Source organism: Dyella psychrodurans (genome assembly GCF_003363265.1).
Classification (GTDB): Bacteria; Pseudomonadota; Gammaproteobacteria; order Xanthomonadales; family Rhodanobacteraceae; genus Dyella_B; species Dyella_B psychrodurans.
Genome location: NZ_QRBF01000005.1, coordinates 217,320 through 230,926, shown reverse-complemented (window position 1 = coordinate 230,926; position 13,607 = coordinate 217,320). Strand labels below are relative to the sequence as shown.

The 13,607-nt window shown below is 62.0% G+C and carries 14 protein-coding genes; 12 read left to right on the top strand and 2 right to left on the bottom strand.

Going from position 1 to position 13,607, the window contains the following annotated elements; translation table 11 throughout:
• Positions 1-19: 19 nt before the first annotated feature.
• Genes DWU99_RS14300 through DWU99_RS14280 form a run of 5 tightly spaced genes read left to right on the top strand, consistent with a single transcriptional unit; the run spans position 20 to position 3,551 of the window.
• Positions 20-856, top strand: coding sequence for an ABC transporter ATP-binding protein (locus DWU99_RS14300; RefSeq protein ID WP_115478744.1), 837 nt, complete (start codon positions 20-22; stop codon positions 854-856).
• A complete protein-coding gene (mlaE, locus tag DWU99_RS14295; protein ID WP_115478743.1) occupies positions 853-1,626 on the top strand; it encodes a lipid asymmetry maintenance ABC transporter permease subunit MlaE in 774 nt (257 codons plus the stop codon). The genes DWU99_RS14300 and mlaE overlap by 4 nt, the downstream gene beginning before the upstream one ends.
• A 40-nt stretch (positions 1,627-1,666) precedes the next feature.
• Positions 1,667-2,539, top strand: a complete 873-nt coding sequence (gene mlaD, locus DWU99_RS14290; protein WP_115478742.1) for an outer membrane lipid asymmetry maintenance protein MlaD — start codon at positions 1,667-1,669, stop codon at positions 2,537-2,539.
• Between the two features lie 27 nt (positions 2,540-2,566).
• Positions 2,567-3,250 carry an MlaC/ttg2D family ABC transporter substrate-binding protein gene (locus DWU99_RS14285; protein ID WP_115478741.1) on the top strand — a complete coding sequence of 228 codons (684 nt, stop codon included), beginning with the start codon at positions 2,567-2,569 and terminating at the stop codon, positions 3,248-3,250.
• The gene (locus DWU99_RS14280) at positions 3,237-3,551 is read left to right on the top strand and encodes an STAS domain-containing protein (RefSeq protein WP_115478740.1); all 315 of its coding nucleotides are present in this window, start codon (positions 3,237-3,239) and stop codon (positions 3,549-3,551) included. The genes DWU99_RS14285 and DWU99_RS14280 overlap by 14 nt, the downstream gene beginning before the upstream one ends.
• Before the next feature lie 75 nt (positions 3,552-3,626).
• Here the strand turns inward: DWU99_RS14280 and DWU99_RS14275 are convergent, their stop codons facing one another.
• Positions 3,627-4,499 carry an MlaA family lipoprotein gene (locus DWU99_RS14275; protein WP_115478739.1) on the bottom strand — a complete coding sequence of 291 codons (873 nt, stop codon included), beginning with the start codon at positions 4,497-4,499 and terminating at the stop codon, positions 3,627-3,629.
• Between the two features lie 198 nt (positions 4,500-4,697).
• Between DWU99_RS14275 and rpoZ the strand changes: the two genes are divergently transcribed.
• From rpoZ to DWU99_RS14240, 7 genes are all read left to right on the top strand, one after another.
• Complete coding sequence (gene rpoZ / locus DWU99_RS14270; RefSeq protein ID WP_115478738.1) at positions 4,698-4,988, top strand: DNA-directed RNA polymerase subunit omega; 291 nt, start codon at positions 4,698-4,700, stop codon at positions 4,986-4,988.
• 156 nt (positions 4,989-5,144) lie between these two features.
• Positions 5,145-7,307, top strand: coding sequence for a RelA/SpoT family protein (locus DWU99_RS14265; RefSeq protein WP_115478737.1), 2,163 nt, complete (start codon positions 5,145-5,147; stop codon positions 7,305-7,307).
• A 78-nt stretch (positions 7,308-7,385) separates the two neighbouring features.
• On the top strand, positions 7,386-7,769 hold the full coding sequence (locus DWU99_RS14260) for a RidA family protein (protein WP_115478736.1): 384 nt from the start codon (positions 7,386-7,388) through the stop codon (positions 7,767-7,769).
• Between the two features lie 80 nt (positions 7,770-7,849).
• The gene (gene recG / locus DWU99_RS14255; RefSeq protein ID WP_115478735.1) at positions 7,850-9,964 is read left to right on the top strand and encodes an ATP-dependent DNA helicase RecG; all 2,115 of its coding nucleotides are present in this window, start codon (positions 7,850-7,852) and stop codon (positions 9,962-9,964) included.
• A gap of 85 nt (positions 9,965-10,049) precedes the next feature.
• Positions 10,050-10,982 (top strand): nucleoside hydrolase, encoded by a 933-nt coding sequence (locus DWU99_RS14250; protein ID WP_115478734.1) that lies wholly within the window; start codon positions 10,050-10,052, stop codon positions 10,980-10,982.
• An 86-nt stretch (positions 10,983-11,068) separates the two neighbouring features.
• Entirely contained in the window at positions 11,069-11,314 is a 246-nt protein-coding gene (locus DWU99_RS14245) for a type B 50S ribosomal protein L31 (protein WP_115478733.1), read from the top strand.
• Between the two features lie 236 nt (positions 11,315-11,550).
• The gene (locus DWU99_RS14240) at positions 11,551-12,846 is read left to right on the top strand and encodes a citrate synthase (RefSeq protein ID WP_115478732.1); all 1,296 of its coding nucleotides are present in this window, start codon (positions 11,551-11,553) and stop codon (positions 12,844-12,846) included.
• Positions 12,847-12,927: 81 nt separating this feature from the next.
• Here the strand turns inward: DWU99_RS14240 and DWU99_RS14235 are convergent, their stop codons facing one another.
• Positions 12,928-13,605 (bottom strand): hypothetical protein, encoded by a 678-nt coding sequence (locus DWU99_RS14235; RefSeq protein WP_115478731.1) that lies wholly within the window; start codon positions 13,603-13,605, stop codon positions 12,928-12,930.
• Positions 13,606-13,607: the final 2 nt, after the last annotated feature.

Genomic DNA, 13,607 nt, shown 5'->3' with positions numbered 1-13,607 from the left:
CCCCAAACCCCCTTTGCCCATGATCGATCCCGTCAACGCCAAGCTCGACGATCGCACCCTGGTGCGCATTCGTGGCCTCACCACGGTGCTCAACGGGAAAACCGTGTTCGATGCGCTGGACATGGACATCTGCCGGGGCAAGGTGACGGCGATCATGGGCCCCAGCGGTACGGGCAAGACCACCCTGCTCAAGCACATCACCGGCCAGATGCGCGGCCAGGCGGGCGAGGTCTCGGTCGATGGCCTGAACGTAGCGCGGCTGACGCGCGACGAGCTGTTCGATCTGCGCGAGCGCATCGGCTACCTGTTCCAGAACTCGGCCTTGCTTACCGATTTCGATGTGTTCGAGAACGTGGCTTTTCCGCTGCGCCAGCACACGAAACTGCCGGAAGTGCTGATTCGCAACATCGTGCTGACCAAGCTGCAGGCTGTGGGTTTGCGTGGCGCCGCCTCGCTGACGCCGGCCGAGCTTTCCGGCGGCATGGCACGCCGCGTTGCACTGGCGCGTGCGATCGTGTTCGATCCGATGCTGATTCTTTATGACGAACCGTTCGTCGGCCTGGATCCCATCGCGCTCAATCAGGTGTTGAAGCTGATCCGCACGCTCAACGAGACGCTCGGCATCACCAGCGTGCTGGTGGCGCACGAGTTGGCGGCGATCAAGGAAGTGGCCGACCATGTGTTCCTGATCGCCAACGGCAAGGTCGTGGCGCAGGGTAATCCCAAGACGATCGCCGACGATGGCTCGCCGTGGACGCGCCAGTTCTTCGGTGGCGACGCGGATGGCCCGGTGCCGTTCCAATATCCGGCCGGCGATTACGCGCGGGCTCTTGGCTTCACACAGGGTGCTGCATGAGTTCGCAGAGTCGGCGCGAAAATGTCGTGATCCAAACGCTCGGGCAGATCGGCGCCTGCGGTTTGTTCCTGCTGCGCATCCTGGCGGCGATTCCGCGCAGCATGCGCCATGTGCGCGAGACGGTTCGGCAGCTGTGGTTCGTCGGCGCGATGAGCCTGACCATCATCATGGTCTGCGGACTGTTCGTCGGCATGGTGCTGGGTTTGCAGCTTTACCACGTGCTCGCGATTTTCGGCGGCACCTCGGCCAGCGGTACCGCGTTGTCGCTGTCGATATATCGCGAGCTGGGGCCGGTGGTGACGGGCCTGCTGTTTGCGGGGCGCGCCGGCACGTCCGTTACCGCGGAAATCGGCCTGATGCGTGCGACCGATCAGATCGCCGCCATGGAAATGATGGCGGTCGACCCCATCGCCTACGTCGCCACGCCACGCTTCCTCGCCGGCCTGATCGCCATGCCGCTGCTGTGCTGCATGTTCTGCGCCATGGGTATTTTTGGCGGCTACCTGGTGACGGTGGATTGGCTGGGCGTCGATAACGGCACGTTCTGGTCGAACATGACCGCCAACGTGGATGTGTGGCAGGACATCATCAACGGCGTGATCTGGAAAAGCGCGGCATTCGGCGCGGTGATTTCGCTGATCGCCGTGTTCCAGGGCTATACCACGGCACCCACCAGCGAGGGCGTGGCGTATGCGACGACGCGCACCGTCGTGGCGTCGTCGATCGCGATCCTGGCGCTCGACTTCGTGCTCACCGCTTTCCTGATGTGACCATCATGATGACTAATTGCTTCTTTCTGAGGACTTTGCCGTGAGCCAGAGAAAATCGTTTGCCGTCGGCACCGGTTTGTTTATCGTGCTCGGTTTCGCTTCGCTGGCGTATCTGGCAACGCAGACCAGCTCCATTGCCAACAGTCACCAGGGCGCGGCCTACAGGGTCGATGCGCAGTTCGCCAACATCGGCCAGCTGAAGGAGCGTGCGCCGGTGAAGGTGGCGGGTGTGCGCATCGGCCAGGTCCAGTCCATCGCACTGGCGCCGGGCAAGGACGTGGCGGACGTGACGCTGTCCATCGACAAGCAATACAGCCAGATTCCTGTCGATTCGGTCGCGACCATCTACACCAGCGGCCTGCTGGGCGATCAGTACGTCGGCATTCAGTTCGGCGGCGCGAAGACCTACGTGGCCGACGGCGGCCACTTCGGCCTGACCAAATCCACCCAGCCGCTGGAAGAAATGCTGAGCAAGTTCATCGGCGGCGGCGGTGCGGCGGATGCGATCGGCGGTACCTATGCGGTCAAGGCGAACTTCACGAACGTCGGCACGCTGTCGGTCGGGGCGCCGGTGAAAATGGCGGGCGTTGCGATCGGTAGCGTGGCGTCCATCAAGGCCGATCCGGTCAAGCTGGATGCCACGGTCACCTTCGATATCGACAAGCGCTACAACCAGATCCCGGACGATTCGGCCGCCGCGATATTCACCAGTGGTTTGATTGGCAGCCAGTATGTTGCGATCCAGCCCGGTGGCTCGCCGAATTCGCTCAAGGATGGCGATCAGTTGGTCCTGACCCAGTCAGCGATGCAGCTGGAAGACTTGATCGGCAAGTTCCTGGTCAGCGGTTCTTCCGGCGGCAGCAACAACGCCTCCGGCAACGGTTCATCCAATACCCCAACCGGCAAGCATTAATCCGGCTTTTATCCGAGGAGTTTCCACATGTTGCGTCACCTGGCTATTGCCACCGCCATCGCCCTGGGCAGCGTCATGATCGTCGCGCCGGCCTTTGCGCAGGATGCATCGAGCGCTCAGGCTTCCAACGCGGCGTCGCCGCAGGATGTGGTGGTCACCATCACCCACGACCTCGATACGCAAATCGCCGATCACAAGGCGGAACTGCAGAACAACAAACCCAAGCTGGTGGCGTTGATCAACCAGATCTTCCTGCCGCACTTCGATACGGACTGGGCATCGATCCTGGTGCTGGGCATGCATGCGCGCGAAGCGACGCCCGAGCAGCGCTCGCGCTTCGCCAAGGCGTTCTATACCTCGCTCACCAACCGTTACGCCGACGGCCTGCTCAACTACACCAAGGGCACGGTGAAGGTTTTGCCGTTCACCGGCGACATCAACGACAAGTACACGGTCGTGCGCACCCAGGTGAGCACGGACGACAAGAAGACCATCGCGGTGAACTACGTGTTCCACAAGGCTTCCGATGGCCAGTGGAAAGCGTATGACGTGATCATCGAAGGCATTTCCTACATTACCAACTACCGCAACCAGGTCGACGCGCAGATCAAGAAGGAAGGTCTGGATGCGCTGATCCACGATCTGGAGACCCAGGGCGACCAAGCGCTCAAGTCGATGGAACAGGACAACAAGGGCAATGTCGCCAAATAGATCCGCCAAGGGTGATTTTCAGATCACCTCCGGCACGCCGGATACGGTTTCCGTCTCCGGCGTGTTGAATTTCGGTAACGCCGCGAAAGCCGTGGTCGCGTTGAAGGCCGCATTCGAAGGCGGCGATCGCCATGTGCTGGACCTGTCGGAGGTAACCGGCTGCGACAGCGCGGGCCTCGCGTGTGTGTTGGCGGCGCTCTCCGCCGCCGACTGCCGCGGGCGGCATGTCAGTACTCGGCATGTGCCCGAAAGCATGCGCAGCCTTGCCCAGGTGTGCGGCGTCGAGTCGTTGTTGCAGTAGGCCTGCGATCGCACTGAGTGGCACAAAAAAACGGGGCCATCGGCCCCGTTTTTTTGTGCCAGCCTTCCGGCAACGTTACTCGTTGCCGGAAGGATTGCCCGATTTGTTCTGCTGCTTCTGCTTCTGTTCCCATTGTTGCTGTTCTTTCAGCAATTCGTCGGGATTGAAGTTCTGCTGATTGTTGTTGTTGCTGTTGTTCGAGCCCTGCTGGAGTTGCAGCATCACGTCTGCCGGCGGATTGCCGTCGTAGAGTTTGTTCAGGCGCGTCTGGCGCCACGCATCGCGCACGAAGGCGTACGGGTCGTAGGCGCTCTTCAGGTAGCTGTCGGCGTCAAGCAGCTGGGCGCGCATCTGGATGAAGTACACCACCTCGGGGATGTAGTACTGGCCCCAGTGGAACTTGTGGTTCCGCTCGAAGTAGCTGAGCGGATCGAACAGGTAGCCGTCGACCGGGAACTGCCACACATCGCGCATCGTGGACGGGCCGAGCAGGGGCACCATCAGGAAGTCGCCTTCCGGCACGCCCCAGCGGGCCAGGGTGATGCCGAAGTCGGTTTCCTTCAGCGGGATCTGCATATGCGTGGCGGGATCGAAGAAGCCGGCCACGCCTACCGTCATGTTGATCAGGAAGCGGCCGGTATCGGTCATCGCATCGCTCGGGCGACCCTGCATGATGTTGTTGGCGATGCTGATCGGCAGCTTGATGGTGGTAAAGAAGTTGCTGATGCTGGTCTGCACCGGCTGGGGGGTGACCTTGGTATACCCCACGGCCACCGGACGCAGTACATGCTTGTCCAGCGCCATGTTGAAGGCGTAGCTCTTGCGGTTGAACTTCTCCAGCGGATCGTCGGTGCGGGGCTTGGCGATGGCGCAGCCGGCCAGCACGGAGACCATGACGGCGAGGGGCAGGAGGCGGCTCAGTACGGCGAAGCGAGGCAGGGAGGGCATGGACTAGGGGATCCGCTGCAAAGTGAGGGAAGGTCGCAAAATTGTACTTTGTAGTTCTATATTGTGCACTAACCAGGGGGTGGTTTCGAGCTGGCGCGCGACCGGTTGGACATGATAAGAGTCAATTGCATTGCCAGCCAAGTGGCTGCCCGATAGACTACAAGACCGCATAAGTCATTTATTGTTTAAGGATTTCCCATGGCTCGCATTACCGTGGAAGACTGCCTCGAGGTCGTCGACAACCGTTTCGAACTGGTATTGATGGCGACCAAGCGCGCCCGCCAGCTCGCCAAGGGTGCCGAACCGGCGGTCAACCCCGACAACGACAAGCCGACGGTGCTGGCGCTGCGCGAAATCGCAGACCGCCGCATCGATCAGGCAACGATCGACGAAATCGACCGCACCGAACGTGAACGCGCCGAGCGCGAAGCACTGGAATGGGCCGCGCAGGAAGTCGACGACGACCTCTCCAAGGGCGGGGACGATTGATGGGTAGCGGCGGCTGTCGACAGTGCAGTCGTCGCACCGGCCACACCGGGCTGGCAGATCGCGTTGCGCGATGTTCTAGTTCGCTCCAGGTCCACTCGTTTCATTCTCATCCACTCCACTCAGCGAGGCGATCGCCTGAACGGGCGTCGTGAATCCATGTCGGCGGCCACGCATCCCGCTTCCGAGGATACGTCCACACTGCCGCCTTATGTGCTGGCGCTGAAAGAGCGCATTGCCTATCTGCCCGAGCAGAACGTTGCCCGGGTGCTGCGTGCCTATGAGATGGGCGCGGTCGCGCACGAAGGGCAGACCCGCAAGAGCGGCGAGCCTTACATCACCCATCCGATCGCCGTGGCCGGCATCCTGGCCGAGTTCGGCATGGATGCGGAAACGATCATCGCGGCGATTCTGCACGACACGCTCGAAGACACCGCATTGAGCCGCACCGAACTCGCCGGCGAGTTCGGCGAACCCGTGGCGGAACTGGTCGACGGCGTCACCAAGCTCGACAAAATGCGTTTCAGCAGCCGCCAGGAAGCCGACGCGGAAAGCTTCCGCAAGATGCTGCTGGCGATGGCGCGCGATCTGCGCGTGATCCTGATCAAGCTCGCCGATCGCCTTCACAACATGCGTACGCTGGGTGCGAAGGATGCCGATTCGCGCCGGCGCATCGCGCGCGAAACGCTGGAAATCTACGCGCCCATCGCGCAACGCCTGGGCATGAACAAGATCAAGGCGGAGCTGCAGGACCTGGGCTTCCGCGCGCTCCATCCCGACCGTTACCGCGTGATCAGCGAGCGCATTCGCGCCGCGCTCGGCAATCGTCGCGAGGCGATGGGGCGCATCGAAGGCGCGTTGACCGCGCGCTTGGTCGAAGAGCGCATTCCCGTGCGCGTGGTCGGCCGGATCAAGTCGCCGTGGAGCATCTATTCGAAGATGCGCAACGAGCACAAGAGCTTTGCGCAGTTGATGGATGTGTACGGCTTCCGCGTCGTGACGGACAGCGCGATGAGTTGTTACATGGCGCTCGGCGTCGTGCACGCGCTGTACAAGCCAGTCGATCGCCGCTTCAAGGATTTCATCGCGATTCCCAAGGCCAACGGTTACCAGTCGCTGCATACCGTGCTGCTTGGGCCGTTCGGTGCGCCGATCGAAGTGCAGGTCCGCACCGAGGAAATGGATTCGGTGGCCGAACGCGGTGTCGCCGCGCATTGGGCGTACAAGACCGACAGCGGTCCGGCCAACAGCGCGCAGGCCCGTGCACGCGAGTGGCTTTCCGCGCTCGCCGACAGCCAGGCGAACACGCCTTCCGCCGCGGAATTCATCGAAAACGTCAAGATCGATCTGTTTCCGGACGAAACGTATCTGTTCACGCCGCGTGGCGACATTCTTTCGCTTCCGCGCAACGCGACCGCGCTCGACTTCGCCTATGCGGTGCACACCGATGTGGGCGATCACGCGGTGGCCGCGCGCGTCGACAAGAAGCTGCTGCCGCTGCGCACGCGACTGGAATCGGGGCAGCTGGTGGAGATCATCACGGCGCCGTCCGCGGTGCCCAATCCCGCGTGGCTGGAATTCGTGGTCACCGGCAAGGCGCGCACGGCGATCCGGCAATACCTCAAGCATTTGCAGCACGAAGACGCGGTGGACTTCGGCCATCGCATGCTCGACCGCGCACTGGATGCGCTGGGCACCAGCCTCGATGCGATTGCGCCGGCGGCGCTGGAGCGGTTCCTGCAGAAATCCAAGTTCAAGCGCCTGGAGGAACTGCTTTCCGACATCGCGCTTGGCAACCGCATGCCCGACCAGGTCGCCAGCCAGCTCGTGGCCTCGCGCGGAGCGACGGTGCGAGGCACGGTCGCGCCGCACCCGAGAGAAAACATCCGCATCACCGGTGCCGAGCGTGGCGTGTTGAGCTTCGCCAACTGCTGCCATCCGCTGCCTGGCGACGACATTATCGGCTATCTCTCGCCCGGCAAAGGCATCGTCGTGCATCGCACCGAATGCCCCAATGTCGCGGAGCTGCGCAAATCGCCGGAACGCTGTGTGGCCATCGAATGGGATCGCGACGTCCAAGGCGATTATCGCGCCGAGTTGCGCATCGAAGTCATCAACCGCCCGGGTGTTCTCGCCACCGTGGCGGCGGCGATCGCGGCGGCGGATTCCAATATCGAAAACGTGGAATACGTCGAGCGCGACATGGCGGCAGCCACGTTGTTGTTCACGATCGAAGTAAAGAACCGCAAGCATCTGGCGGAAGTGATCCGGCGCGTGCGCCGCACGGGCGTGGTGAGCGGGGCGTATCGATATCCGCTTTAGCGTGCTCGGTGTCGAAGGGCGCTACGCAGCCGGTGCTCCTGGAATTACACTGCGTTTTTCCTCACTCGGATCTTCCCCATGTCCCGCACCATCATCGCCACCGACAAGGCTCCGGCCGCCATTGGTCCGTATTCGCAAGCTGTGCGTGCGGGCAATACCGTTTACTTTTCGGGCCAGATTCCGCTCGATCCCGCCACGGGCGCGTTGGTCGAAGGCGACATCAGCACGCAGACCCGCCGCGTGTTCGACAACCTCGTCGCCGTTGCGCAAGCCGCCGGAGGTTCGCTCGTGCAGATCGTACGCGTGGGGATCTACGTGACCGACCTGGCCAACTTCGCGGCGGTCAATGCCGTGATGGGCGAGTATTTCCAACAGCCGTATCCGGCGCGTTCCACCATCGAAGTCTCCGGCCTGCCGAAAGGCGCGCAGGTCGAGGTCGATGCGATCATGGTGCTGGACTGATCGATCGGTGGGCGGCCTGCTGACAGTACTTGTCGGCAATGATCCCCCGGATATCGTCGCGCTCCGTTAGTCTTTCAACGATGGCGGCCATCAAACCTCGCACCACGACCGACACGACTGCCGATCCGGGTAACTCGCCGGTGTCGGCACTCGGCGGTGTCGGCCCTGCGCTGGCCGAAGCGCTGGGACGACTTGGATTGCACCGCGTGCAGGATCTGTGGTTTCACCTGCCGCTGCGTTACGAAGATCGCACGCGAGTCACGCCGTTGGCGGATTTGCGCCCGGGCATGCGTGCGCAAGTGGTGGGCACGGTCGAGGCCGTCGACAAGACTTACCGCTACCGTCCGCAGCTGAAAGTGGCGATCGGCGATGGCGCCATGGAAACGCTGTTGCTTCGGTTTTTTCATTTCAATCGTGCGCAGGCCGAACAACTGCGTCCCGGCGTGCGTCTGCTGTGTTACGGCGAAGTTCGCCAGGGCTCGGGCAGCCTCGAAATGGTGCATCCCCAGTATCAACGCCTGGCGGAGAGTGCCGAGGTCGTGGTCGATGAGCGCCTTAGCCCTGTCTATCCCACGACGGAAGGGCTTGGTCAGAAACGATTGAGTGGCGTCATCGCAAAGGCGTTGCAGCTTCTGCCCGCCGACGATCAACTAGAGCTGATTCCTCCTTCGCTGTGTGCCGAGTGCGGACTGACATCGCTGCGTGAGGCGTTGTTGTACGTCCATCGCCCGCCACCGGACGCGCACGTCGATCAGCTGACGCAAGGAAGACATCCGGCACAGCAGCGTCTGGCGTTCGAAGAACTGCTCACCCAACACATGAGCCTCAAGCGATTGCGTGCGGCGGTACGCGAACGCCGTGCGCCGGCGTTGAATGGTCGAGGCGCGTTGCAAAAGCGTTGGCTGGGCGGTCTTCCTTTCAAGCTTACGTCAGCGCAACAACGTGTGATTCGAGAAGTCGCTGCCGACATTTCACAACCGCGCCCCATGCTTCGTCTGGTGCAGGGCGATGTCGGCTCCGGCAAGACTGCCGTCGCCTGCGCAGCTGCGCTTGCGGCGGTCGAGGCGGGCTATCAGGTTGCCTTGATGGCACCCACCGAATTGCTGGCAGAACAGCATTTGCGAAACTTCCGGCATTGGCTGGAGCCCCTCGGCATTGCCGTCGAATGGCTGGCAGGCAAGCAACAAGGCAAGGCACGCCAGCAAGCGATGCATCGCGTGGCGCAGGGTGCATCCGTGGTGATAGGTACGCATGCCCTGATGCAGGAAGGTGTCGAATTCGCGCGGCTGGGACTCGTGATCGTCGATGAGCAGCATCGCTTCGGCGTGCAGCAACGGTTGGCGTTGCGCGACAAAGGGCTTGAAGGTGAGTTGGTACCCCATCAGCTGGTGCTTACCGCAACACCGATTCCGCGCACGCTGGCGATGAGTGCATACGCCGACCTGGACATGTCAGCCATCGACGAATTGCCGCCGGGGCGCACGCCGGTGCAGACCATTGCGATTTCCAATGCGCGCCGTATCGATGTCATCGAGCGCATCCACGCCGCATGCATGGAAGGCCGGCAGGCCTACTGGGTTTGCACGCTCATCGAGGAATCCGAACAACTACGCGCCCAGGCGGCCGAAGCCGCACACGCAGAACTTACTCATGCGCTGGCCGATTGCCGTGTGGGTTTGATCCATGGCCGCATGAAGCCGAAAGAAAAGCAGGCTGTGATGGATGCGTTCAAGGCTGGCGAGCTGGCAGTGCTGGTTGCTACCACCGTGATCGAGGTGGGTGTGGACGTACCCAACGCCAGCCTGATGGTGATCGAGAACAGCGAGCGCCTGGGTCTTGCGCAATTGCATCAGTTGCGAGGGCGCGTGGGGCGTGGCGCGGTGGCTTCCAATTGCGTGCTGCTCTACCAGCCGCCGCTGGGGCAGCTTGCGCGTGAACGCTTGCAGGTGATGCGCGAAACCAACGACGGCTTTCGCATCGCCGAAAAAGATCTTGAACTGCGCGGACCCGGCGAAGTGCTGGGCACGCGGCAGACAGGACAACTGAGTTTTCGCATGGCCGATCTTGCACGCGATGCGCACTTGCTGCCTGCCGTGCAACGCGCGGGCGAGCAGATGCTGGCTCAGCATGCCGAGCGGGCGGGGCGGTTGATCGAGCGCTGGATTGGCGGTGCGGCCCGATATGCGAATGCATAGAGCGGTCTTTCGGTCGTGCAAGAGACTGGCCCTTGCCATGGGCGGCGTCTAAGCTTGCCGGACTCCCCAGAGCAATCACTCTCCCATGAGCACTCCGCAACTCTTCATCGATACGGACCCGGGCGTAGACGATGCCCTGGCGATTCTCATGGCTCACGCACATGCCGACGTGCTTGGCTTGAGCATCGCCGCGGGTAACGTTGGTCTTGAGCATACGGTGCGCAATGCGCGCACGCTGGTGGATCTGGTCGGCGCGTCCACGCCGATTTTTGCCGGAAGTCCCTCGCCGCTGGTGCGCCTGCCGGAAGAGAATGCTGCCTTCGTGCACGGCCGGGACGGCCTGGGCGACGTGGGATTTCCCGAGCCGGAAAGCGAAGTCGCCAACGAGCACGCTGCGCTCGCCCTATTGCGACTGACTCGGGAGCGTCCAGGCGAGATCACCCTCGTGGCGCTCGCTCCGCTGACCAACCTGGCGCTGGCGCTGAAGCTCGATCCCACGCTGCCGCAGCGCGTAAAGCGACTGGTGATCATGGGCGGCGCCGTCACCGGTCATGGCAACACCGGCCGTGTGCCGGCGGAATTCAACCTGGGCTTCGACCCTGAAGCGGCACACATCGTCTTCGAAGGCTTTCCCGACTTCGATCTCGTCGACTGGGAATTGACCTTGCGGCATGCGTTCGACGAGGCCGACTTCGATCAGTGGCTGGCCACCGGCGATCGCCGGGCAGCCTTCTTCGGCCGCGTGTCCCAGGTGGCGCGTGAAACCAACCGTGAGCGCGGGCGCCGCGGCGTCATCGCCGCCGACGCCCTGGCCATGGCAGTGGCGATCGATCCCACCGTGGTCAAGCGCAGCGAGCGCCACCACGTCGGCATCGAGCTGGACGGTCGCCTGACCCGTGGCGCCACCGTGGTGGATTGGGGCAATCGCCTGAAGCTGCCCGCCCGGGCCAACGTGGTCCTTGAGCTGGATCGAGCCAAATTCGGAGCCATGGCGCGCAGGGCCCTCGGGGCGGAATAGTGTTTATGAGGGTGGCGGGTCGGTTGACTAAGCCCTTGGATGATCAATATAATGCCGCTCTTTTCACCCACCGCTTTGAGTCAGTCATGAAGCCCGATATCCATCCGAATTACCGCCAGGTGGTGTTCCAGGACCTCTCGTCCGAATTCGCGTTTCTGACGCGTTCGACGATTGCGACCAAGGAAACCGTCAAGTGGGAAGACGGCAACGAGTACCCGCTGGTTAAGGTGGATATCTCCAGCCACTCGCACCCGTTCTACACCGGCAAGCAGAAGACCATCGATGCCGGCGGCCGCGTGGACAAGTTCCGCCGCCGTTACGCGCAGAAGTAATCATTCTGCAAACTTGCCGTTATCGGCAGGTCAGTTGCAAAACACAGGGCAGGCCAGCAGCCTGCCCTGTGTTTTTTTGCGCCCGTCATCCGACCATGCGCCCTCGGATGTTTATGAGTCGATGTGCGATAATGGGAGGGATGCACCGTCGCTTCCCCACGACGGTGTGCCTTTCCTTCGCCGGCTGGTGCCGTGATGCGGCTGCCCCGGCGGCGACCCATGCGTAGGAGGTTTCCGTGTCCGATTCCAAATCCGTCAAGCTGGTAGATGAGTCCAACGGCCGCAGCAGCGAGCTCCCATTGCTGACCGGCACGATTGGTCCTGCTTGCATCGACATTGCCCCGCTGTACAAGGACACCGGGCACTTCACGTACGACCCGGGTTACGGCAGCACCGCCAGCACCAAGAGCTCGATCACCTACATCGACGGCGATCAGGGCATCCTGATGTACCGCGGTTACCCGATCGAGCAGCTCGCCGAGAAATCCAGCTTCCTCGAAGTGGCTTATCTCCTGCTCAACGGCGAACTGCCGAACAAGACCCAGTTCGTCGGCTTCGAAAACGACATCACGCACCACACGATGATGCACGAGTCGCACAAGAACTTTTTCCAGGGCTTCCACCACGACGCGCACCCGATGGCCATGCTGGCCGCGTCAGTCGCTTCGTTGTCGGCGTTCTATCACGAGGATCTGGACGTCGATAACGCGGAAGACCGCAAGCTGGCCGCGATCCGTCTGATCGCCAAGATGCCGACCATTGCCGCCGCGTGCTATCGCTATTCGATCGGCTGGCCTTTCCGTTATCCGCGCAACAATCTCGAATACGTCAATCGCTTCCTGCATATGATGTTCGAGGTTCCGAGCGAACCGCTGGAGATGAGCCCGGTTGCTGCCAAGGCGCTGGATCTGCTCTTCATCCTGCACGCCGACCACGAACAGAATGCGTCGACCTCGACGGTGCGCCTGGTCGGTTCCACCGGTGCCAATCCGTATGCGTCCATCGCTGCGGGCATCACGGCGCTGTGGGGTCCCGCACACGGCGGTGCCAACGAAGCCGTGCTGAAAATGCTCGAGGAGATCGGCTCGCCGGATAAGGTCGAAACTGCGGTCAAGCGTGCCAAGGACAAGAACGACAACTTCCGCCTGATGGGCTTCGGCCATCGCGTGTACAAGAACTTCGATCCGCGCGCCAAGATCATCCGCGAGATGTGCCACAAGGTACTGGCCGAACTCGGCGTCAACGATCCGCTGCTGGATGTGGCGATGAAGCTGGAAGAGGCCGCGCTGAAGGACGACTACTTCGTCGAGCGCAAGCTGTATCCGAACGTCGATTTCTACTCCGGCATCATCTACAAGGCACTGGGTATTCCGACCGAAATGTTCACGGTGATGTTCGCCATCGCGCGCACCGCCGGCTGGATCGCGCATTGGATCGAGCAGCACGAAACGCCAGGTTCGCGCATTGGTCGTCCGCGTCAGTTGTACGTGGGTTCGGACACGCGCAACTACGTCGGTATCGATAAGCGCTGATCGACGACGTTTCTGCGTATCACATAAAAACGCCCGGCTCATGCCGGGCGTTTTTCGTTTGCAGCGTTGAAATGAGTACAGTCAGCGCAAAGCGGCAGCCAGCTTGCGTTCGAACTCGTCCTGTTCGCTGCCTTCCTCTGCGAGCATGATTTCGACGGATGCCAGCGAAGCGCGCCGCATCGGCTTCTCGCCGATGCGATCGAGCGGTGCCTGACGCACGGCGTTGTGCGGAAGCACGGTCAGATCGAAGGGGAGATTGTCGGCCGCGAAAAGCAGCACCGGGTATTCGGCTTGCTCTTCCCGGCTGATGCGCAAGCGGCGCGTTTGCGTCTCGAACGGAACGCCGTGTTCGCGCAGATAGATACCGACAGCTTCAGGATCGTCGCTGAAAACATGCAGACACACGGCGGAATGCGAATCGGCCGTGCCATCGAGCACCGCACCGACCAGTCGCGGTTCAAAACGTTGAAGGAATCGCATGGCGTCGACGGCTGCTTCGCGTCGAACCCTTAGGAGTTGCGGTTGGCTGTCAGCCTGGAACAGCCGTTGATGTTCGCGCAATGCTTCTTCGATTTCGTGATTGCGTGGTAAGGCTTGTTCGTCGAGTACGCCCAGTCTTTCGGCGGCTTTGCGTTTGGCGTGGTGGAAGTCTCGAATTCCGTGCTCACTCATCAGGCGCGCCGCTTCTTGAGCGACGCGTAACCGATTGCGCTGTACACGGTCGTGTGCGTGGATGCGGTGGTGTTCACCTCGTGCCATGC